Annotated in this window: 21 protein-coding genes; 9 read left to right on the top strand and 12 right to left on the bottom strand. The window is 55.6% G+C overall.

Annotation, left to right across the window (positions count from 1 at the left end; translation table 11 throughout):
• Positions 1-13 precede the first annotated feature (13 nt).
• The 4 genes from K3729_14830 to K3729_14815 all read right to left on the bottom strand — a co-directional run bounded on the left by K3729_14830 (position 14) and on the right by K3729_14815 (position 4,401).
• Positions 14-553, bottom strand: coding sequence for a rod shape-determining protein MreD (locus K3729_14830; GenBank protein ID UWQ98693.1), 540 nt, complete (start codon positions 551-553; stop codon positions 14-16).
• Complete coding sequence (mreC, locus tag K3729_14825; GenBank protein UWQ98692.1) at positions 546-1,445, bottom strand: rod shape-determining protein MreC; 900 nt, start codon at positions 1,443-1,445, stop codon at positions 546-548. The genes K3729_14830 and mreC overlap by 8 nt, the downstream gene beginning before the upstream one ends.
• Before the next feature lie 51 nt (positions 1,446-1,496).
• On the bottom strand, positions 1,497-2,534 hold the full coding sequence (locus K3729_14820) for a rod shape-determining protein (GenBank protein UWQ98691.1): 1,038 nt from the start codon (positions 2,532-2,534) through the stop codon (positions 1,497-1,499).
• Positions 2,535-2,844: 310 nt separating this feature from the next.
• Entirely contained in the window at positions 2,845-4,401 is a 1,557-nt protein-coding gene (locus tag K3729_14815; GenBank protein UWQ98690.1) for a 2-isopropylmalate synthase, read from the bottom strand.
• Positions 4,402-4,771: 370 nt separating this feature from the next.
• Between K3729_14815 and K3729_14810 the strand changes: the two genes are divergently transcribed.
• Genes K3729_14810 through K3729_14800 form a run of 3 tightly spaced genes read left to right on the top strand, consistent with a single transcriptional unit; the run spans position 4,772 to position 7,494 of the window.
• Positions 4,772-5,434, top strand: coding sequence for an SDR family oxidoreductase (locus K3729_14810; GenBank protein ID UWQ98689.1), 663 nt, complete (start codon positions 4,772-4,774; stop codon positions 5,432-5,434).
• Positions 5,428-6,954, top strand: coding sequence for a cryptochrome/photolyase family protein (locus tag K3729_14805; GenBank protein UWQ98688.1), 1,527 nt, complete (start codon positions 5,428-5,430; stop codon positions 6,952-6,954). Before K3729_14810 ends, K3729_14805 begins: the two co-directional genes overlap by 7 nt.
• Positions 6,955-6,978: 24 nt before the next feature.
• Complete coding sequence (locus tag K3729_14800; protein ID UWQ98687.1) at positions 6,979-7,494, top strand: redoxin domain-containing protein; 516 nt, start codon at positions 6,979-6,981, stop codon at positions 7,492-7,494.
• A gap of 55 nt (positions 7,495-7,549) precedes the next feature.
• Here K3729_14800 and K3729_14795 read toward each other — a convergent pair whose 3' ends face one another.
• Entirely contained in the window at positions 7,550-8,980 is a 1,431-nt protein-coding gene (locus K3729_14795; GenBank protein ID UWQ98686.1) for a 2-isopropylmalate synthase, read from the bottom strand.
• A 186-nt stretch (positions 8,981-9,166) separates the two neighbouring features.
• Between K3729_14795 and K3729_14790 the strand changes: the two genes are divergently transcribed.
• The 4 genes from K3729_14790 (at position 9,167) to gltX (ending at position 12,921) form a co-directional block, all read left to right on the top strand.
• On the top strand, positions 9,167-10,828 hold the full coding sequence (locus K3729_14790; GenBank protein ID UWQ98685.1) for an NAD+ synthase: 1,662 nt from the start codon (positions 9,167-9,169) through the stop codon (positions 10,826-10,828).
• The gene (locus K3729_14785) at positions 10,825-11,016 is read left to right on the top strand and encodes a hypothetical protein (protein UWQ98684.1); all 192 of its coding nucleotides are present in this window, start codon (positions 10,825-10,827) and stop codon (positions 11,014-11,016) included. Before K3729_14790 ends, K3729_14785 begins: the two co-directional genes overlap by 4 nt.
• A gap of 105 nt (positions 11,017-11,121) precedes the next feature.
• The gene (locus K3729_14780; GenBank protein ID UWQ98683.1) at positions 11,122-11,550 is read left to right on the top strand and encodes a DUF1801 domain-containing protein; all 429 of its coding nucleotides are present in this window, start codon (positions 11,122-11,124) and stop codon (positions 11,548-11,550) included.
• Positions 11,551-11,601: 51 nt separating this feature from the next.
• Positions 11,602-12,921, top strand: a complete 1,320-nt coding sequence (gltX, locus tag K3729_14775) for a glutamate--tRNA ligase (protein ID UWQ98682.1) — start codon at positions 11,602-11,604, stop codon at positions 12,919-12,921.
• Here gltX and K3729_14770 read toward each other — a convergent pair.
• From K3729_14770 to K3729_14760, 3 genes are read right to left on the bottom strand one after another with little or no spacing between them, the layout of a single operon-like run.
• Positions 12,918-13,439 carry a gamma-glutamylcyclotransferase gene (locus K3729_14770; GenBank protein UWQ98681.1) on the bottom strand — a complete coding sequence of 174 codons (522 nt, stop codon included), beginning with the start codon at positions 13,437-13,439 and terminating at the stop codon, positions 12,918-12,920. The two genes, gltX and K3729_14770, sit on opposite strands and share 4 nt — an antisense overlap.
• Positions 13,436-15,943: an FtsX-like permease family protein gene (locus tag K3729_14765; protein ID UWQ98680.1), complete on the bottom strand. Its 2,508-nt coding sequence runs from the start codon at positions 15,941-15,943 to the stop codon at positions 13,436-13,438. Before K3729_14765 ends, K3729_14770 begins: the two co-directional genes overlap by 4 nt.
• Positions 15,940-16,626 (bottom strand): ABC transporter ATP-binding protein, encoded by a 687-nt coding sequence (locus tag K3729_14760; GenBank protein UWQ98679.1) that lies wholly within the window; start codon positions 16,624-16,626, stop codon positions 15,940-15,942. The genes K3729_14765 and K3729_14760 overlap by 4 nt, the downstream gene beginning before the upstream one ends.
• Here K3729_14760 and K3729_14755 point away from each other — a divergent pair.
• Positions 16,625-17,311 (top strand): arylesterase, encoded by a 687-nt coding sequence (locus K3729_14755; protein ID UWQ98678.1) that lies wholly within the window; start codon positions 16,625-16,627, stop codon positions 17,309-17,311. The two genes, K3729_14760 and K3729_14755, sit on opposite strands and share 2 nt — an antisense overlap.
• Before the next feature lie 51 nt (positions 17,312-17,362).
• Here K3729_14755 and K3729_14750 read toward each other — a convergent pair whose 3' ends face one another.
• Both K3729_14750 and K3729_14745 read right to left on the bottom strand, forming a co-directional pair.
• Positions 17,363-17,572 carry a cold-shock protein gene (locus K3729_14750; protein ID UWQ98677.1) on the bottom strand — a complete coding sequence of 70 codons (210 nt, stop codon included), beginning with the start codon at positions 17,570-17,572 and terminating at the stop codon, positions 17,363-17,365.
• A 249-nt stretch (positions 17,573-17,821) separates the two neighbouring features.
• Positions 17,822-18,028, bottom strand: a complete 207-nt coding sequence (locus K3729_14745; protein UWQ98676.1) for a cold-shock protein — start codon at positions 18,026-18,028, stop codon at positions 17,822-17,824.
• A 224-nt stretch (positions 18,029-18,252) separates the two neighbouring features.
• Here K3729_14745 and K3729_14740 point away from each other — a divergent pair, with 224 nt between their 5' ends.
• Positions 18,253-18,771, top strand: coding sequence for a PhnA domain-containing protein (locus K3729_14740; protein ID UWQ98675.1), 519 nt, complete (start codon positions 18,253-18,255; stop codon positions 18,769-18,771).
• Between the two features lie 34 nt (positions 18,772-18,805).
• On the opposite strand, the gene ettA is transcribed toward K3729_14740, so the two are convergent.
• Together ettA and K3729_14730 are read right to left on the bottom strand one after the other, a co-directional pair.
• The gene (gene ettA / locus K3729_14735; protein UWQ98674.1) at positions 18,806-20,461 is read right to left on the bottom strand and encodes an energy-dependent translational throttle protein EttA; all 1,656 of its coding nucleotides are present in this window, start codon (positions 20,459-20,461) and stop codon (positions 18,806-18,808) included.
• Between the two features lie 31 nt (positions 20,462-20,492).
• Positions 20,493-22,331, bottom strand: coding sequence for an EAL domain-containing protein (locus tag K3729_14730; protein UWQ98673.1), 1,839 nt, complete (start codon positions 22,329-22,331; stop codon positions 20,493-20,495).
• Positions 22,332-22,379 lie beyond the last annotated feature (48 nt).

Genomic DNA, 22,379 nt, shown 5'->3' with positions numbered 1-22,379 from the left:
CGGCCCAAATCTTTCACAAGCGGTGCCCAAGGCTATCGGTTTGGCCGGGTGCAGGGCGCGACACACCAAAGATAAAGTGCGCGATCACCACGACCAGTGGGTATATGGCAATTGTCATCACCATTTGGATCAAGGTCAAACCCAAAGGCGGCTGCGGGGTCATCACAATTGTGAGTGACACGCGATAAATCAGGGTAATCGCCACAATGCCAGCAGCCACCGTGCCCCATTCCAACATCAGCGGAACGTTGCGCATCCGGCGGGCGCGGGCGCGCATCATTTCAGTGCCGATCACCATCAAACCGGTCCACAAACCGGGCGGACGTTGGAACAATAGGTCGGCCAATAGGAATAGCGTCGCGATCAAAATGACGGGCGCAAAATCAGGACGACGCGCAGTCCATGCCAACGCCACCGTGAGCATCAGATCAGGGGCAGCCCAGCTATCGGGGCGCGTATCCAAAGGCAGCAATTGGATAAAGATGATTGCAACCATGATGAACGCAAAGACCGCGCGACCGATCCAAACTTGTGTTGCCGGTGTTTCAGCCATCGGCGGCCTCGGCAGTTGGGGCCACGACGGGCCCGTTGATCGGGGCCAGCAAACCACCGGGATCGTTGATCACCTCGTGACCACGGGCACGCAGTACGCGCAGGAACTTCAACCGTTCATAATCCGCCGATAGCCGCACGCGCAGACGGCCATCGGTGCCACGCGCAACCTGACCAACCTGTAAATCGGGTGGAAAAACACCGCCGTCGCCTGACGTGACAACCAGATCACCTGGACGAACAACATCAGCGTCATCCAGAAATTCAATCGGCGGGTTCAGGGTATTGTCGCCAGCCAAAATTGCCCGTTGACCAGAAGGCTGCACAGTCACAGGAATACGGCTCGACGTATCGGTCAGCAAAATCACGCGGCTAATCTCTTGGCCAACACCGGATATGCGGCCAACAAGCCCGATCCCGTCCATCGTCGCCCAGCCGTCTACGATCCCGTCGCGCATCCCGACGTTCACCAGAACTGATTGACGAAACGGCGACCCGCTATCGGTCATCACGACGCCCGTCACATAGGTCAGCTGCGGATCAAGACGGACGTTGTTCAAATCCAGCAGCTTCGCGTTTTCCTGCTGGAGCTGGGCTGCGGCTTCTTTCCACGCCTTCATCTGCTGCAGCTCACGGCGCAGATCGTTGTTCTGTTCGGCAAGCTGTTGATAGCTTTGGAAATCTTGAACTAGGTTCACAAGGCCGGTCACCGGCGCAAAAGCCCAATCAAATGACGGGACCACACGGTCAATCACGGCGGCGCGGAACCGTTCGACGCGCGGGCTATCAATCCGCCAGACCAAGAAAACGCCAAACAGAACCAACACCAAAAGCCCCACGAAAAGACGACGCAGGGGCGTGATATAATCTTCTGATTGTCTATCGCGTGCCACGGGTTACGCAAACTCCGGTCGTGAAAACAATGACCGACCCAACGGGGCGGATCAGCTATCGTAGTCTATGACATGCCGCAGCTGTTTTTCATACTCCAACGCCTTACCGGTGCCCATTGCGACACAATTCAGCGATTCATCGGCGACTGATATCGCAAGACCAGTCTGTTCGCGCAGCGCGAGGTCCAGTTGACCCAACAATGCACCACCACCGGTCAGCATCACGCCGCGATCAACGATGTCAGCAGCAAGATCTGGTGGTGTGGCTTCAAGCGCTGTCATCACAGCTTCGCAAATCTGTTGGACTGGCTCGGCCAGCGCCTCCGCGACTTGCGCCTGCGAAATCTCGGTTTCTTTCGGCACGCCGTTCAGCAGGTCACGGCCACGGATCATCATGGATGACCCACGTCCGTCATCAGGCATACGGGCGGTCCCGATAGATGTCTTGATCCGTTCGGCGGTCGATTCACCGATCAGCAGGTTATGCTGACGACGTAGATAGTTAATGATCGCCTCGTCCATACGGTCACCACCAACGCGAACGGAACGTGCATAAACTATGTCGCCCAGCGACAGCACAGCCACCTCGGTCGTACCACCACCGATATCAACAACCATGTTACCAGTCGGATCAGTGATCGGCATGCCAGCACCAATGGCCGCAGCAATCGGTTCGGCAATCAGACCAGCGCGACGGGCACCAGCAGACAAAACAGACTGACGGATCGCGCGTTTTTCAACGGGGGTCGCACCGTGCGGGACACAAACGATAATCTTCGGCTTGGAAAACGTGGACCGTTTCGCAACCTTTCGAATGAAATGTTTGATCATTTCTTCGGCGGTATCAAAGTCGGCAATGACGCCGTCACGCATCGGGCGGATCGCCTCGATGGAACCGGGTGTACGACCCAACATCAGCTTCGCATCTTCGCCAACGGCCAGAACTTTTTTCACGCCGTCTTTGACATGGTAGGCAACAACAGAAGGTTCGGACAGGATAACGCCCCGACCTTTGACGTAGACCAGCGTGTTCGCTGTCCCAAGGTCAATCGCCATGTCTGACGAAAACAAACTGCCCCAAATTGCCATGCCGCTGGCCTTCCCATTGCAAAACTACGTGCTGCGCCACGACTCCCCCACGGGTCGGGCCTGAGGCCTTATAGATGCAGCGCTTAAGGGAAGAAACCCCTTGATTACAAGGTTTCGGCGCGTTCTTGCTGCTTGAATATTTACGATCTGAATTGTGAATTTCTTACCGGTTTCTCAGCCAAAATTTACATTTTCGAACATATTGGGGTTCGCTGATGGCGAAATCTGCCAATTCTGAGGATTTTCGCAACCGCAGCGCGTCAATTGGTCATGAAGCGCGGAACCCAAAGGATTCCGCGCTCTCAAGGGGTTAACTATCTTTGTAGCTCACACCTTTGATGTCTTCACCAGGTGCTGATTTTTCCCGCTTCACAATGAGGCGGTTCAGCGCGTTAATGTAGGCCTTTGCACTAGCGACGACAGTGTCGGTATCCGCAGACGTACCCGTCGCGATGCGGCCTTCTTCTTCCATGCGGACCGATACAGTCGCTTGCGCATCGGTGCCTTCGGTCACCGCATTCACCTGATAAAGCTGTAGGCGAGCAGAGTGTTCAAACAAGCCTTTGACCGCATTAAACGTCGCATCAACAGGGCCATCGCCCGTCGCCGTTATCTCTTTCACGTCGCCATCAATCTCAAGCGCCATCTTGGCTTCTTGTGGACCGTCGGTACCGCATACAACGCGCAAGGATTTCAGCTTCAGACGATCTTCAACAGCATCATTCTGCTGGATCAGCGCAATCAGGTCGTCGTCGAAAACTTCCTTTTTCCGATCTGCGAGGTCCTTAAACCGCACAAACAGGTCCTTCAGTTCATTATCTGCAACATCGTAGCCCAGTTCGGCCAGCTTCGCGCGCAGCGCGGCACGACCCGAATGTTTACCCAGCGGCAGCGACGTGCCGGACAGACCCACATCCTCAGGACGCATAATTTCGAACGTCTCTGCGTTCTTCAGCATCCCGTCTTGGTGGATACCGCTTTCATGCGCAAACGCGTTCTTACCAACGATCGCTTTGTTGTGCTGCACAGCAAAGCCTGAAACCGTCGCAACACGCCGTGAAATATGCATGATCTTTCGCGTATCGATGCCCGTTTCGAACGGCATGATGTCGCCGCGAATCTTCAGCGCCATGACAACTTCTTCAAGTGCGGTATTACCAGCACGTTCGCCCAAGCCGTTGATTGTACATTCAATCTGACGCGCGCCACCTTCGACAGCAGCCAGCGAATTCGCGGTCGCCATGCCGAGGTCGTTGTGGCAATGCGTGGCGAAAATCACCTCGTCGGCGCCGGGAACTTTATTGATCAACATCCGGATCAAATCAGCGGACTCAACAGGCGCGGTGTAGCCCACGGTGTCAGGTACGTTGATCGTCGTGGCACCGGCCTTGATCGCAATTTCAACCGTCCGGCACAGGTAATCTTCTTCCGTCCGTGTGGCATCCATCGGCGACCATTGCACATTATCACACAGGTTCCGCGCATGCGTGACCGTGTCGTGAATCCGCTCGGCCATTTCGTCCTTGTTCAGGTTCGGAATCGCGCGGTGAAGCGGGGATGTACCGATAAACGTATGAATACGCGGCGATTTCGCGTGCTTCACCGCCTCCCAGCAACGGTCGATGTCTTTGTAGTTGGCACGGGCCAGCCCACAGATCGTGGACCGTTTCGCAAGCCGTGCAATTTCGGACACGGCGTTAAAATCACCCTCAGATGCGATCGGGAAACCGGCTTCGATAATATCGACGCCCATCTCGTCCAGCAGTTCAGCGATTTCCAACTTCTCAGCATGGGTCATTGTCGCACCGGGTGATTGTTCGCCGTCGCGCAGTGTCGTGTCGAAGATCAGGACTTTATCTTTGGTCATCGTTTTGTGCCCTTGCTTGAAATTGGGAAAATGCGGGTTGGTGTCGCGTTAACCTGTTGGCAGCGCGACGTCAAAGTGCGGGCAGGGGCCCGGCGTGTCATTGGCAGTATCATGTGAATTCCTTAGCTTGCGTATCTTGGCGCTGGTCACCCCTGAGCGGTCGCGCCGGATGGCACGCTCAGAGGCAGCTAAGTAGGAGAACGGCGCACGCCAAACGCGGCATCGGCGCGCGAGAAATAATATGTGCGGTTCTATCCATAGGGCGAACATACAACAGCGGATATGAATGAAAAGTGTTTTTTGAAATGTTTCCGCGAAAATCCGGCAGCAGACCGCTGGACCTGCCTGCATCTGGTTCTAGCTGTAGGGTATGAAAAATGCATTGATCATCGGCGCTTCGGGCGGCATCGGCCGCGCAGTTGCCGCGGAATTGGCAGGGCAGGGTGTCGCCGTCACGGGACTGTCACGGGCGGACGGTTTGGACGTCACGCGCCCTGAAACGGTGGATAATGTTCTCGGACAAATCACCGATCAGTTCGATTTGATCTTTACCGCCATCGGCATCCTCTCCGGCAAATCCCACTCCCCGGAAAAATCGCTTTCCGCGATTTCGGCAGAGGCGATGCACGAAACCTATGCGGTCAACGCCGTTGGGCCTGCGTTGATCCTGAAACATGTGCCGCGATTGATCCCAAAAGACCGACGCAGCGTGGTTGCCACCTTGTCGGCGCGGGTCGGATCAATCGGCGATAACCGTATCGGCGGGTGGCATTCATATCGGGTGTCCAAGGCTGCGTTGAACCAGATCGTACACGGGGCGGCCATCGAATTGGGACGGTCTCACAAGCAATCCATTTGCGTCGCGCTCCACCCCGGGACCGTCGAAACGCCGTTCACCGCGAAATACGCAGGCCGGCACAAAACCACCCCCGCACCAGACGCGGCGGCATCTTTGGTCAATGTCATCAATGCACTAGATGTTTCGCAATCCGGCGGGTTCTTCGATTATGCAGGGCAGGAAATTCCATGGTAAGACTGGTTCTAGTCCTCGGCGACCAACTGTCGGATGACCTATCCGCGCTGCGCAAGACCGACAAATCCCGCGACATTGTCGTCATGGCAGAGGTCATGGATGAAGCGACATATGTCTCGCACCACCCCAAGAAAATCGCGTTTATCTTTGCGGCGATGCGCAAATTCGCGAACCGCCTGCGCGATGATGGCTGGACGGTGTGTTACACAAAGCTGGATGATCCCGACACAACCGGATCGATCACTGGTGAACTGATCCGGCGCGCATCCGAACACGACGCGACGGGGGTCGTCTACACCGAACCGGGTGAATGGCGATTGATCTCAGCTTTGGCTGATATGCCGTTGAAAACCCACAGCCTTCCAGATGATCGGTTCATCGCGTCACATCGCGATTTTGAAACGTGGGCGGGTGGACGCAAACAATTGCGGATGGAATATTTCTACCGCGACATGCGCCGGAAAACGGGTCTGTTGATGAATGGCGACGACCCTGAGGGCGGCAAGTGGAACTATGACCACGACAACAGAAAAGCCGCGCCAGACAGCATTGATTTCAACGGGCCAATGCATTTTCAACCCGATGAAATCGTTGAAGATGTTCTGACTTTAGTCGCTGACCGGTTCGGCGACAATTTTGGTGATTTGCACCCCTTTTGGTTCGCGACGGATCAGGGGCAGGCGCGCCGTCACCTGACGCATTGGATCAAAAACGGCCTGCCGCAATTCGGTGATTTCCAAGACGCGATGGTGACGGACCAGCGGTTTATGTACCACGCGATTGTGGGCCTCTACATCAATGCTGGCCTCCTGAACCCGCTTGAAGTTTGTCAGGCCGTTGAAGAAGCATACAAAAAGGGCGATGCGCCGCTGAATGCGGTCGAAGGTTTCATTCGCCAAATCATCGGCTGGCGGGAATACGTGCGGGGCATCTATTTTCTGGAAGGCCCTGACTATACGGCACGCAACATCCTGAATCACGACCGTGATCTACCCGCGATGTATTGGGGGGCCGACACGAAAATGAAATGCATGTCGCAAGCGATCGCCCAAACTAAAGAAGAGGCCTACGCCCACCATATCCAGCGTCTCATGGTCACTGGAAACTTTGCGCTTCTTGCAGGAATCGAACCTCAGCAGGTCCACGAATGGTATCTCGCAGTTTACGCTGACGCGTTCGAATGGGTCGAAGCCCCGAACACAATCGGGATGAGCCAGTTTGCCGACGGCGGTATCATTGCATCAAAACCCTATGTCTCTAGCGGCAACTACATCGCGAAAATGTCCGATTACTGCAAATCATGCGGCTATAAGGTGAAGGAAAAAACCGGCAAAGATGCCTGTCCCTTCAATCTGCTGTACTGGCATTTCTTGGATCGACACAAAGATCACTTTTCGAACAATCCGCGGATGGGGCAAATGTACGCCACGTGGAACCGCATGGATCAGGGTAAACGGGATGTGATCATTGCAGAGGCGGATGCATGGTTGGGTCGTCTTGACGCAGGTGATAAGGTTTAGGTCTGATCTGTTTAAGGAAATTCAATGACTCATTCAAAACCCGCCGTTGGCGTTGCCGTGCCGGAAATGACATTTGCGAAACTTGGCGGCGGACAGCTGACGTTCGGCGGCACGCGGGATCGCTGGTCCATGCTTGTTGTCTATCGTGGCAAACATTGCCCGCGCTGCAAAAGATACCTGAACAAATTCAATGACATGCTGTCTGATTGGACGGCGTTGATGGATGTGATGGTCGTGTCCGCTGATACGGCCGAAAAGGCGCAAGCAGACGTCGACGGATTCGGTTGGACCTTCGATGTTGGCTACGGGATGACAGTCGATCAGATGCGGGCGCTGGGCCTGTATGTGTCTGACCCGTTGTCGGAGGCCGAAACGACTGATCTGTTTGCCGAACCGGGTACATTCGCTGTTCGCCCAAATGGTGAACTGATGTTGGTTGATATTTCCAACGGTCCGGCGTCGCGTCCTGACCTAGATGAATTGTTGGATGGTATGCGTTTCAACATCGAAAACGACCGTCCGACACGCGGAAACGCTTGATCTGAAACGGAAAAGGGCAGCCAATTGGCTGCCCTTTCTCATTTATGTCATCCGATTATTCGGCGGCTGGGGCTTCTTCCAGCTCAGGTTCTTGTGCCAGTGCACCGTCTTCCCAATCGCCAGAGATTTCCTGACCTGATGCATAACGCATTGTGCCGACACCCTGACGACGACCGCTTTCGAACTGGCCTTCGTAAACGTCGCCATTCGCATAAGTCGCGACGCCTTCACCGTTGATTTCGCCTTCAGCCCACGCACCTGTGTAGGTGAAACCGTCTGGCAAAGTGATCGTACCAGTACCGTCGCGCTGACCGTCCACAAACGTACCCTCGTAGACTGTACCGTCTGCATAGGTGGCAGTGCCTTGACCGTTGCGCTGACCTTCGACCCATTCACCTTCGTAAACATAGCCGTCAGGGTAGGTCATCTTGCCCATCCCGTGGTTCTTCGCGTTCAGGAATTCACCTTCATAAACAAGGCCGTTCTCAAAAATCGCAACGCCCGTGCCGTTGATCACACCGTTCTGCCAGTCACCTTCGTAGGATGACCCGTCCGGATAAACGATCTTGCCAGTCCCATCAGCCAGATCAGCCGAGAACGTGCCAGTATAGACAGACCCGTCAGGATAGGTGACTTCACCATTGCCTTCGTTCTGGCCATCGACCCAATCGCCGACATATTTATAGCCGCGCGTATCTGTGAACGTGCCGGTGCCGCTGCGTTTGTCATCAACAAAGCCGCCTTCGTACACGTCGCCATTGGCGTAGGTCACTTTGCCTTCACCCTGACGACGACCCGCGACGAGCGTGCCTTCGTAAACATCGCCATTCGGCTGCGTCAGTTTACCAGACCCTTCGATCTGACCATCAACCCATGTGCCTGCATAGATCAGGCCATCAGCCGCTGTCAGCGTACCTTCACCGTCGCGTTCGCCTGCTTTCAGGTTGCCTTCGTAAATGGCGCCATCAGGGTAGGTCACTTTACCTACACCTTCTTTCACGCCGTTGATCCAAGGACCTTCGTAGATATAACCGTTCGGGCTGCGCATCGTGCCAACACCGTGGTGCTGCGCGTTGCGGAATTCGCCTTCGTAGATCACGCCATTCGCGTAATTCGCAACGCCTTGGCCCGTGATATTGCCGTCGGTCCAGTCACCTTCATAGGTGCCGCCATCGGCAAATGTAATCTTGCCAGTGCCTTCGGGCTTACCGCTTGCAAAGGTACCTTCGTAGATAGACCCGTTCGGGAAGGTCGCAGTACCCGTTCCACGGATTTCGCCATCTACCCATTCGCCAGAGTATTCGTAGCCGTTGGGCAACCGATAGGTGCCTTGGCCGTGCTGTTTGCCGTCACGAAACTCGCCTTCGTAAACGCCGCCATCGTCGTATTGCTTGGTTTGGGTTTGCGCATGTGCCACGCCGGAAAGGGCGACCCCCATCCCAAGTGTCAGTGCGATTGCTGTGCCTTTAGGCCATCCGAATGTCATATTCGTTTCCTGTCTCGTGCTCTTTATTTTACGCAAAGTTAAACCAACTTAACGCAATCGAACAATCATTAATCAATCACATGTCATTTGTGAGAAGCGGATGCGGCATCCTTGTGACCTGTTATCACCTTCCCTTAGGCCGACATTCTGCTACATCGGGGGCAAGACCCAAAGGGAAAATGCACGATGACGACGACATTCCGCCTGACCATGGCTCAGTTGAACCCAACCGTTGGCGACCTTGCCGGAAACGCGGCGAAAGCCCGTAAAGCATGGGACGCAGCCAAGGACGCAGGCGCGGATATGGTCGCATTGCCTGAGATGTTCATCACCGGATATTCGACGCAGGATCTGGTGATGAAACCGGTTTTCCATCAAGCCGCCGAAGCCGCGATTGAAGCGCTCGCCGCTGAATGCGCAGACGGGCCAACCATCGGGATCGGTGGGCCATATTTCACCGATGATCGGCTTTATAATGCCTATTACATCTGTCGGGGCGGTAAGATTGTCGCGCGTCAGCTCAAGCATTTCTTGCCTAATTACAATGTCTTCGACGAAGTACGGCAGTTCCGGCGCGGCCCGATCCAAGGCCCATACGCAATCCCGAATGGTCCACGCATCGGCAGCCCGATCTGCGAAGACGCATGGTACGAAGACGTCGCCGAAGCCATGGTCGAAAGCGGCGCTGAAATCCTTGTGGTGCCAAACGGGTCCCCATTCCGCCGTGAAAAATTCGACGTGCGCATGTCCAAAATGGTGGCCCGCGTGATCGAAAACGAAGTGCCACTTGTCTACGTCAACATGGTCGGCGGCCAGGACGATCAGGTCTTTGACGGTGGATCATTTGTCCTAAACAAGGGCGGGAAACTGGCCGTGCAATTGCCATTATTCGATGAAGTTTTGGCGCACGTTGATTTCAATCAAACCGATGACGGCTGGGAAGCCATCGCTGGCGAAAAAGCAATTTTCCCCGACGATTTGGAACAAGATTATCGCGCAATGGTCGAAAGCCTGCGTGATTATTGCGGCAAAACCGGTTTCAAAAAGGTCCTGTTGGGCCTGTCAGGTGGTATCGACAGTGCAATTGTTGCGGTCATCGCCGCCGATGCGCTGGGTCCCGAAAACGTGCGCGGCGTCATGTTGCCATCCGAATACACCTCGCAATCGTCGCTCGATGACGCGCAAGGCGTGGTCGATGCGCTAGGCTGCAATTACGACACCGTGTCCATCGCAGGGCCACGCGCGGCCGTGACAGACGCGCTCGCGCCGCTATTCGCGGGCCGCGACGAAGACCTGACAGAAGAGAACATTCAATCCCGTTTGCGCGGCGTTCTTCTCATGGCGCAGTCCAACAAATTCGGTGAAATGCTGCTGACGACGGGCAATAAGTCCGAGGTCGCCGTCGGCTACGCCACGATCTACGGCGACATGAACGGCGGCTACAACCCGATCAAAGACATGTACAAGACGCGGGTTTTCGATGCCTGTCGCTGGCGCAATGCCAACCACCGCCCTTGGATGAAAGCGCCGGCAGGCGAAATGATTCCCGTCTCGATCATTGACAAACCGCCGTCAGCCGAACTGCGCCCTGATCAACGCGACGACGACAGCTTGCCGCCCTATGACATCCTCGATGGCATCCTGAAAATGCTCGTGGACGAAGAACGGTCCGTCGCCGATTGCGTGGCCGCAGGTTACGAACGCGAAACCGTGAAGCGCGTCGAACACCTGCTCTACATTTCCGAATACAAGCGATTCCAATCCGCGCCGGGCACACGTCTGTCGAACCGCGCCTTCTGGCTGGATCGTCGTTACCCAATCGTCAACGGTTTCCGAGACCAAAGTTGACGAACCAAACAAAGCGCGGCGTGGCGGCTTTGGTCGTCGCGTTTTGCGTGGTGTGTTCGTTTTGCCTTTTGGCGATCGGGCGACTGGCTCCACAGACGTTTACCCCTGCAATTTGGATCACCGTCCTTGGCCTTCTGCTGGTGATCTTTGGGGCGGCGGTTGTCGTTTTGCGCAAGGTAAAAGGTTAACGCCGCGCCAGTGCACGCCTTGTGCACAGGTTGTGCACGCCTTGTGACAATCAATTTTGTCATTTTGGGCGGCTCTGTTAACCTTGTTTTCAAGCGGAGGACATCATGGCTGACAACAAGACGCAGGCGACCGAAATCTCGCCCGCCGCCTTCATCGCGGGGATCGATCACCCGACACGCAGGGCCGATGCCGAAACGCTTGACGCTTTGTTTCGCGACATCACAGGCTGGCAACCGCGCATGTGGGGCCCGACGATTATTGGCTACGGCGCATATCATTACACCTACGACAGCGGGCGCGAAGGCGACATGTGCGCGACTGGATTCAGCCCGCGCAAAGCGAACCTGTCGCTCTATATTATGCCGGGATATCAAGACTTTGGGCACATCCTTAACCGCCTCGGGAAGCACAAATTGGGTAAGGCTTGTCTTTATATAAACAAGCTCGCTGACGTGGATATCGATGTCGTCGCCGAGATTATTCAAGCAGGGCTAGATGATCTTGGCGCGCGGTGGCCCGTAAAGCCTAGCTAAACTGGACAATCACGACTTGTCATGGTCAATGGCCCTAACAGGAGATTTCCAATGACTACGACTCGTTTCGCCCCTTCGCCCACTGGTTGGCTACATATCGGTAACCTGCGTGCTGCCTTGTTCAACTACGCCATCGCCCGCAAGGCCGGCGGCACCTTCATCCTGCGGATCGACGACACGGATCAGGAGCGGTCAAAAGACGAATATATTCAAGGCATTAAAGACGATCTAACTTGGCTTGGTATCGAATGGGATCGGGTTGAACATCAATCCGCCCGCATGGATCGCTACCTTGATGCGAAACAGCGGCTGATCGATATGGGGCGGCTCTACGAATGCTTTGAAACGCCAGTTGAGCTTGATTTGAAACGGAAAAAGCAGCTCAACATGGGCAAGCCGCCGGTCTATGATCGCGGGGCGCTGGCCTTGTCCGAAGACGAAAAGAACAAACTTCGCGAAGAACGCGGATCGCATTGGCGGTTCAAGCTGGACCACGAACGCATCGAATGGACGGACGGCATCATCGGTGACATTTCGATTGATGCGGCTTCGGTGTCGGACCCAGTTCTTTTCAAGAACGACGGTCAGATTTTGTACACATTAGCGTCCGTTGTGGATGACACAGAAATGGGCCTTTCCCACGTTGTACGCGGGTCCGATCACGTGACCAACACGGCGACACAAATCCAGATTATTCAAGCACTTGGCGGCACGGTTCCAACGTTTTCACACCATTCATTGTTGACTGGTCCACAGGGCGAGGCTTTGTCGAAACGGCTGGGCACATTGGCCCTGAAAGACTTGCGCGAAGCAGGAATTGCGCCGATGGCGATCTTGTCGCTGATGGCGCGTTTGGGGTCATCCGATCCGGTAGAGCTGCGCGCGAACATTGGCGAAATCGTTGAAGGTTTCGACATTTCCAAGTTCGGATCAGCACCGACGAAATTCGACGCAGAGGACCTGAAACCGCTAACGGCGCGGTATCTGGCGACCTTGGATCATACGGCAGTTGCAGCCGAGATCGAAGCCGCTGGTGTTCCCGCTAATTTGGCCGCGCCTTTCTGGGACGTCGTGAAGGGCAATATCGCGACCTTGGACGATCTGCCGGGGTGGTGGGCGTTGTTCCGCGACGGGGCTACGCCGCTTGTCGCGGATGAGGATAAAGAATTTATCGCGCAAGCCTTTGATATGTTAGGCGAACCTCCCTACGCAGCCGACACGTGGTCCACATGGACGACAGCGGTGAAAGAGGCAACTGGCCGTAAGGGCAAACAGTTGTTCATGCCGCTGCGCCAAGCCGTGACAGGTTTGCAACGTGGGCCAGAAATGGCGGATGTGATGCCACTGCTGCAGACGAAACCAAAGGTCTAAGCGCTGACCTGTTTTGAAAGCTGGTCATCAACGAACCGCGTTTCATCGGGCGATAATACCTGATGGCGCGGATAAATGGGGGCGGCTCTATCGTCTTTGATCGGCCCCCAATTATCTGTTGTTGCAAAGAAATTCGCGGCGCCGTCCTGCCCGAATTCGCGCAGGTATCCTTGAATGACGACATCAAGATAGCTGCGTAAAATAGGATGGGGGCCGCCTGCTGGATAAATGATGTTATCCTGAACTTCGTAAATCGCGGTCTGGTCCGGCAAAAGCTGGCGACGATATGCAAATTCACGATTATCCAGCGCAGCCCAATCGGCGTTCGGAACCTGCGCGCAAATGCCATCAAGTGTCGTGCCGTGATCAGGCGTCACCGACAGAATCGCAAAATCGCGCAAACTGGTGCTGCGCCAAACGCGCCGCCATCCGTCGATTTTTCTGCGCTGCGGTTGACGATAATCGTGGGTCTTCAGGTTCACGAGGCTTCCGTAGCCAAAGAAAGTCGGGTCGGTCATTCGCGGGCTCTTAATATTTGCGCGGGCGGTGCTGTTAGCGGTCTTATTGCAAAGGCCAGCCCCGCAACAAGCGACGCGGCGACGCCACCCCCGATGATCAGCAATGCGTTGGACCAGACAATGGCGTAATCCGTTTCCATGATGAAAGTCGAAACGGCCCATCCGCCCAAGATGCCCGCGCCAAGTGCTACGGCACCCGCCGCAAATCCCAGCAGTGCGGCGCGCAAAGCGAAACTGGTCAGGATGCGACCGCGGGACGCACCGAGCGTTTTAAGGACCGCAGCCTCGTAAGTGCGGTTGCGTTCTCCGGCGGCTGCCGCGCCAATGAGAACCAGAAATCCGGTCAACAAAGTTGCCAAAGCGCCGTATCGCGTTGCCGCAGATATGCCACTGATCAAGGTGACAACTTGATCGATGGCATCGCGAATGCGGATTGCTGTAATGTTGGGGTATGCCGTGGCAAGATCGCGTAGGATCTGCGCCTCGGCCGCTTCTTCGGCGTAAACCGTTGAAATCCAACTGTGGGGCGCGCCTGCAAGGGCCGATTGGTTGAGCGCTATGACAAAGCCCATGCCTGCGTCTTCGAAGCTGACATCGCGAAAACTGGCGATGGTGCCGGTGATATCGCGGCCCAGGATATTGATCACCATGCCGTCGCCAATCGACAGCCCCATTTCGCGCGCTTCTTCGTCCGCAAAGCTGATCAACGGCGGCCCGTCGTAATCTTCCGGCCACCATGCGCCTTCGGTTATTGTCGTGCCGTCTGGCATCGCGTTTGCATAAGTCACCCCGCGATCACCGCGCACGACCCAATGTCCGTCCGCGAAAGTGGTCGCATCTTGTCCGTTAATGGTGGTGATGACGCCGCGCAACATCGGCGCGGTTTCCATATTGCTGACGGCAGGGTCGTTTGCCAGACGTTCGGTGTAGCCATCGATCTGATCTGGTTGGATATCGACGAAGAAATAGGACGGCGCGTTTTGCGGCAGTTCTTCGGACAACGAACTGCGCAAATTCGCGTCGATTTGACCTACGCTTGCCAGTACAGAAAGGCCCAGCCCCAGCGACAGAACGACGGCCGTCGCTTCGCCGCCACGTGATCCGATCGCGCCAAGGGCCAGTCGCAGGGCGGGTCTGCCGCGTGTTGGCCGCTGCAGGCGCCGCGCGATGAAGCGGATGATGACGGCTGCGACAATCAATATCACGAGCGCTGCGATGATGCCGCCCGTTGTCCAGAGCGTTAAAAATGCGTTGCCCGTAAACACAATCGCAAGCCCTACAAGTGCGGCAAGCAATACGGCGGTCATGATGAGATATCCCAAACGGGGCAAGGCCTTCCCAGCGCCGAAAGCATCGCGAAACAGGGTGGCAGCGCGGATGTCTTCGGTTTTTGCAAGCGGCCAAAGTGTAAAGATCAACGCGGCCAAAACGCCGTAGATTGCCGCTTCGCCAAGCGGGCGAGGATCAAAGGTAAATTCGGCTGGAATCGGAAGGCGTGCTTCGATGAATGGCGCGAAGATAACTGGGATTGCGCCGCCGATGATGACGCCAAGTGCGACGCCAAGAATGGTGAGAACGCCAATCTGAAAGAAGTACGTCAAAAAGATCGTTCGGCTGGTCGCCCCAAGCGTTTTCAACGTGGCAATCACATTGGTTTTGCCGGCAAGGTAGGATTGCACGGCTGCTGATACGCCGACGCCCCCCACCGCGAGCCCCGCCAGCCCCATCAGGATCAGGAATGATCCGATCTGTTCGACAAACCGTTCTGTCCCGCCTGCGCCACGCCTGCTGTCGCGCCACCTGAGGCCTGCGTCAGACAGCGTCACTTTGGTCTGGTCCTCTGCAGCTTGTAGGTCCGTACCGTCAGGCAGGTCTAGTCGGTATTGCGTTGAAAATAATGTACCTTCTGCGATCAAGCCCGACCCCGCTAGCGCGTCGGTCAGGACAATCGTGCGTGGCCCAAGCCCGAAACCGCCGGACGCGTTGTCGGGGTATTTTGTGAGCACCGCCCGTAGGGTGAAGTCCTGCGTGCCCAAGCGGAAGGTATCACCGATGGCCAAGCCGAGCCTGTCCACCAGCACCCGTTCCATGACAGCACCACTGTCCGCCAGTGCGTCGGCAAGCGGCATATCGGGCGTCAGCTGCACTTTCCCAATCAACGGGTAAACACCGTCGACAGCGCGGATTTGCGTCAGTGCGCGGTCCTCGGTGTCAGTGACGGCCATGGACCGAAAATCCACGGTTTCGGACACGACGTCGGCGATATCGTTGAGGTACGCCAATTCGTCGTCACGCGCGAAACGGTAGGTCAGTTCGACCTCTGCGTCTCCACCCAGTAGTGCTGCACCTTCGCGGTCCAGTCCCGCTTGAATGCCCGCCCTGACGGTTCCGACGGCTGCAATCGCAGCGACTCCTAACGCGAGGCACGCGAGGAAGATGCGAAAGCCGCGCAAGCCGCCCCGTAGTTCCCGCCGTGCAAATTTCGCGGCAACCGCAATGCTCATGCTGCGGCCTTCGCAGGGTCGATCCTGCCATCACGCAAACGCACAACACGGTCGCATCGCGCAGCAAGATCAGCGGAATGCGTGACCATGATCAATGTGGCACCGTGGCGATCACGCAGATCAAACAGCAGGTCCATAATCGCGCGGCCATTGGTTTCATCAAGGTTCCCAGTGGGTTCATCGGCCAGCAGAATACGCGGGCGCGGTGCTGATGCGCGGGCAAGTGCGACACGCTGTTGTTCGCCTCCGGACATTTGGCTGGGGTAATGATCGGCGCGGTCGGCTAGACCAACGGCGGCAAGTTCGGCGGCTGCTTTGGTAAACGCATCCTTATCGCCCGCCAGTTCCAGCGGTGTAGCGACGTTTTCAAGCGCAGTCATTGTCGGGATAAGGTGGAAAGATTGAAAGACCACCCCCATATGATCCCTACGAAAGCGGGCCAACTGGTCTTCGTTCATTGCGGTAAGGTCCTGATTAAGCGACAGAACCGATCCGGATGATGCCATTTCCAAGCCGCCCATCACCATAAGGAGCGATGATTTGCCCGACCCACTAGGCCCGACGAGACCGACGGTTTCCCCTTGGCTAACATCCAACACAATGTCGTGCAGGATATCGACAGGACCGGCGTTGCCCATCAAGGTCAGTGAAACATTCGAAAGCGAGAGTACGGGATCAGTCATGGCCACAGCCTTTAGCAAAATCTTCTCCTTTGGATATGGGGCACTTGGGGTGTTGCGCAACCTCTCTATCGTCACAGTCCTGACAACTGGTTACGCGGCGGCGGATGAAATCGTCATCGCGGCCTTAGGTGATAGCCTGACGGCGGGGTATGGCGTGGCGCAGCGCGATGGTTTCGTCCCACAGATGGATGCGTGGCTGGAAGTGCAGGGCCTGCAGGTCGATCTACGAAATGCAGGCGTGTCAGGGGATACAACTGCGGGCGGGTTGTCGCGGGTCGATTGGACCCTGACCCCGGATGTGGACGGGATGATTGTGACGCTGGGCGGCAACGATTATTTGCGTGGGATCGATCCGGCAGTGAGCAGGGCCAATTTGCGCGGCATCTTGGAAGCCGCACAGGCAAAAGGTGTCGATGTGATGATGGTCGGGCTGCGGGCCGGCAGTAATTATGGGTTGGAATATAAAACCGAATTCGAAGCGATGTATTCGGACCTGTCTGCCGAATTCGATGTCCCCCTTTTCCCCAGTTTTTTCCAAGGGTTGCAAGCAGCGGCGGGCATGCAGGACGGGTTGGCTGAATTTATGCAGCGCGATGGCATTCATCCCAACGCCGAAGGTGTTCGGGTGATCGTGGCGGCCATGGGGCCAGATGTGCTGGCATTTGCGCAAGGCTTGCAGCAGTAGCGTCTGTGGGCAAGGGCATCCGCGAATGCCCCCACCAGCGCTATGTGGGATTTAGTCTGCTACGGTCAGATTAACCGCATTTTCGCGACCATCACGGCCGGATTCGATGTCAAAATTGACCTTCTGATCGTCGCGTAGGCCGGTAAGACCGGACCGTTCGACCGCTGAAATATGTACAAAAACATCCTTATCGCCACCGTCTGGCGCGATGAAGCCGTAACCTTTGGTTGTGTTGAACCATTTGACAGTGCCTGAAGCCATGTCGTTCTTCCTTTATTGCTCCCGCTCGCGGCATTGCAGCGGAATGGCGCGCGACGCATTCATCGCAGCATTAGGCCCGAGTGGCGTAATGATTGATGAGGTCAACACGCGCGTGGATGTTACGCGGGGCAAATCAGAAATCAAGAAAATTTGGGAGGTTTTTGATCGGCCATGCAATCATAAGCTGATTTGCGCCAAATCTGGGTTGGGGCGCCCGCAGACGCGCGCCCCTGTGTCGTAAGCCGTAGCTTATGCGAGTGCGAGATTAACCGCAGATTCGCGACCATCACGGCCAGCTTCGATGTCGAAAGTAACTTTCTGATCGTCGCGCAGACCAGTCAGGCCGGAACGCTCAACAGCGGAGATGTGGACGAATACGTCCTTGGAGCCGCCATCAGGAGCGATAAAGCCGAAGCCTTTAGTTGTGTTGAACCATTTCACGGTGCCAGTAGCCATCGTGTTTTCCTTCATGTTTTCAATGCCATCCGCGGATTTGCGATAGCGTGGCGTGGTCAGTGCTAGATCGAAAGACTGTAGCCGTTTGGAAAACAGTGGGTCGAGATAGAATAACGTCTGCGTTATCTACATGCGCTTTTGTCGCCCTAGTTGCAAGGAAAATCGCGGGTTGCCTTTGTGCCAATGCAGTGCGACAGGCGGTTAAACACCTAAGGAGTAGCGGCATGCGTTGGGATGAATTGATGGATCGGGCAGGGTCGGTCTGCGAGTTTTGCGGCGCGACAGAACAACTTAGCGGTGTAGAGATCACGAACGAAGATCACGTCCTTTTATGCGAAACGTGCCGATCTGACGACGCCCCTTCGGTTCATTGGCGCTGCCTTGAGGGTGCGGTCTGGTCTGTTGTGCCTGCTGTCCAAATCGCAGTTTGGCGCAAACTTGGGGGAATCGATGAGGTTTGGGCCGTTGAGGCCCGCGAAAACCTGATGATGGAACCTGACGTGATGGCGCGCGCTGTCGGTGAGGTCCAAGTTGTCCACAAAGACAGCAACGGCATGGTGCTGGAATATGGCGACACGGTCGTGCTGATCAAAGATTTGCCCGTGAAAGGTGCCGGATTTACGGCGAAGCGTGGTACAGCGGTGCGCAATATTTCACTGGTGCCGGATAACGCGGGCCATATTGAAGGCAAAGTCGAAGGTCAGCGGATTGTCATTTTGACGGAATTCGTCAAACGAAAGTAAAGGTGCCCGACCGAAGCCGGACACCTCGCATGGTTTAGCGTACGAATTTCTTGTGTTTCATGCGCTTCGGCTCCATTGCATCGGCGCCGAGGCGTTTTTTCTTGTCTTCTTCGTAATCGGAAAATGCGCCTTGGAACCATTCCACATGCGCGTCGCCTTCAAAGGCCAAGATATGCGTACAGATCCGGTCGAGGAAGAAACGGTCGTGGGAAATGACCACGGCGCAGCCTGCGAAGTCGACAAGCGCGTCTTCCAAAGCCCGCAGTGTTTCAACGTCCAAATCGTTGGTCGGTTCGTCGAGTAGAAGAACGTTTCCTCCTGATTTCAACAGCTTGGCCATGTGCACGCGGTTGCGTTCACCACCAGACAGCAGGCCAACTTTCTTTTGCTGATCCCCGCCTTTGAAGTTAAAGGCAGAGCAGTAAGCGCGGGAATTCATCGACGCGTCGCCGAGTTCGATGATTTCGGCACCACCGGAGATTTCTTCCCAGACAGTTGTGTCTTCGGAAAGGGCATCACGCGACTGGTCCACATAGGACAGCTTCACTGTGTCGCCGAATTCAACGGTGCCTTCGTCCGGCTGGTTCTGACCTGTCAGCATGGAGAACAGCGTGGATTTACCCGCGCCGTTTGGCCCGATCACACCGACGATGCCGCCGGGTGGTAGATCGAAGGACAGTCCTTCCACCAACAGTTTGTCGCCCATCGCCTTTTTCAGATCAGTGACTTCGATCACTTTGGATCCGAGACGCGGACCGTTTGGAATAATGATCTGGGCACGACCGACTTTTTCACGCTCTGACTGGTTCGCCATTTCGTTGTAGGACGCGATCCGGGCTTTGGATTTTGCCTGACGAGCCTTTGCGCCTTGGCGCATCCATTCGAGTTCGCGTTCCAGCGTTTTCTGCTTGGATTTGTCGTCTTTGGCTTCGCGTTCCATACGCTTGGCTTTGGCTTCGAGCCACGAGGAATAGTTGCCTTCGTGCGGGATGCCCGCACCACGGTCGAGTTCCAAAATCCAGCCGGTGATCGCGTCAAGGAAGTAGCGGTCGTGGGTGACGATCAGGATTGTGCCCTTGTAATCAATAAGGTGCTGCTGCAGCCATGCGATTGTTTCGGCGTCAAGGTGGTTGGTCGGTTCGTCGAGCAGCAACATGTCAGGTGCTTCAAGCAACAGCTTACACAGCGCCACGCGACGACGTTCACCGCCCGAAAGCGTCGTAACGTCGGCGTCATCTGGCGGGCAGCGCAGCGCCTCCATCGACACGTCAATTTGTGCGTCCAGATCCCAGAGGTTCAGCGCGTCAATCTCATCCTGAAGCTTCGCCATCTCGTCGGCGGTTTCTTCGGAGTAGTTCATTGCGACTTCGTTGTAGCGATCAAGGATCGCTTTCTTGTCGGCAACACCCAGCATCACGTTTTCACGGACTGTCAGGTTTTCGTCCAAATGCGGTTCCTGCGGCAGGTAACCGACGCGCGCGCCTTCGGCAGCCCATGCTTCACCTGCGAAATCTTTGTCCTGACCGGCCATGATCCGCATCAGGGTCGATTTACCGGTGCCGTTTACACCGACAACACCGATTTTCACGCCAGGCAGAAAGTTGAGGCGAATGTTTTCGAACACCTTCTTGCCGCCGGGATATGTTTTGGACACGCCGTCCATGAAGTAGACGAATTGATTGCTGGCCATGATGGACGCTCCGCTAGAAAAAGTTTGTCCCTCAATAGCGGGGTGGGGCGGCGGCGGCAATTGGTGAACGTGCGATCTGCGATACGATATTCGTCCGATTTGCGAGCCAATCGAGCACGTCAGTCGCGGGCATCGCTTTCGCAAGCCAATAACCCTGCATCACGCTACCACCCATATCGACGATGGCCTGTGCCTGTTCGGTCGTTTCAATGCCTTCCGTGACTGCGACCAGACCAAGATCACGGCAAAGTTCGTACATGACAGAGATGATTTTGGCACTGGTTGGGTCGGTCAGGACATTTTTGGTTAACGTCCGATCAATCTTAACACCGTCCACCGCTAAGGTCGCCAAGTGCGTGAGGCCCGCGTGGCCGGTTCCGAAGTCATCTAGCAGCGTCGCGATGCCTGCGTCATGAAGTTTTTGTACGGTTTGCACCAACGGATTTGACTTGCTTATATCGTCGAACACGACGGTTTCGAGAACTTCGATCAAGACGTCCTTGGGGTCGAGGTTTCGGTCCGCGAGTTCGGTCATCATGGTTTGGAAGAAAGCAGGATGACCCAATAATTCGGCTGAACCATTCAGGCCGATTTTGATATTTGGGTGGCCATTTTCGTTGAGTTTGACCTTCAGGTCCAAGGCCGCACGAAGGGCTGCAAAGTCAATGTCGGCCATTAGCCCTAAATTTTTGGCGAGCGGCAAGAAATCGGCGGGTGAAATAAGCCCTAGTCGTGGGTTCTGCCAACGCACGAGCGTTTCAAAGCCGCAGATCACACCCGACTTTAGGTCCATGGTCGGCTGAAACTGAAACGAAATCGTGTCGTTGTCGACAGCCGCACATAGTTCGTCACCCAATCGGGCTTGTTCAACTTGTCTGGCATGCAACGATTTGTCGTAAGTCGCGACGCGTCCGCGTCCGCCATTTTTGGCTTCATACAGGGCGAAATCCGCACGTCTGAGCAAATCTTCAGGGCTTAGCTTTTTTTCACTGGCGAAGGCTGCGCCGATGCTGAGCCCACAATGCAGGGACCCACCATTTAGATGCCGCCCGTCATCATTCGCTTTGATGATTTTCTGGCCGATCAATTCGATCGCATCAAGCGATTGGGCATTGGGGCAGAGAACAAGGAATTCATCGCCACCGATCCGCGCGGCGATGTCATCGTCGGTAATCACCTGTCGTAAGGTATCAGCGATCCCGTTGAGTATCTTGTCCCCAGCTGAATGGCCGAAACTGTCGTTAATGGTTTTGAAATGATCAAGGTCAATTTCAAGAAGGCCGACGCCCGTTTGACCGTCATCCGCATCGCTTAAGGCTTGCGACATGCGACGCATCACATTCAGTCGGTTGGATAGCCCTGTCAGGCTATCGGTTGCTGCGATTTGAGAAAGCTTTTTGGATGTTGCGGTAAGTTCCATTTGACGCGTGATGTGATCGCTAATGTCGCGCGCTACGACAATCGCGACTTCGCCAAATTCGCGGATTGTGTCGAAAGAGACGTGCAGTTCGACCCAAAAGCTTTCCCCGTTGCCGCGCCGGTTCTCGAAGATTGCGATCTGCGATTTTGCATTTTGTTCTTTGCGGTAACGGAACGCTGCAATGTCAGCCGCACTTGGCGTGTCTTTGATCGGTAATGCATAGGACAGCGGGTTCTGCCCAATAATCTGATCCAATGGAATCATCATCATTTCGGCGTAGATTTCATTCGCCCACAAAACGATGCCATCCATGGATTGCACGACAAGCCCGACATCGGCAGCCGTGCCTACCGCACGATAGAACGCGGCATCCGGAATTCCCGAAAATGCGGCACTGGCTATATCTGAGTTGAAACGTCGATCTGCGACGGCATTTGAATGTTTCGTCATACCCTTGGATTCCGGTGCTTCGGCACACTTACACGGTTCGAATGGAAA

Source organism: Rhodobacteraceae bacterium S2214, assembly GCA_025141675.1.
Lineage (GTDB): Bacteria > Pseudomonadota > Alphaproteobacteria > Rhodobacterales > Rhodobacteraceae > Yoonia.
Note: the sequence above shows the minus strand (reverse complement) of the source record. Positions and strands in the feature narration are given on the sequence as shown.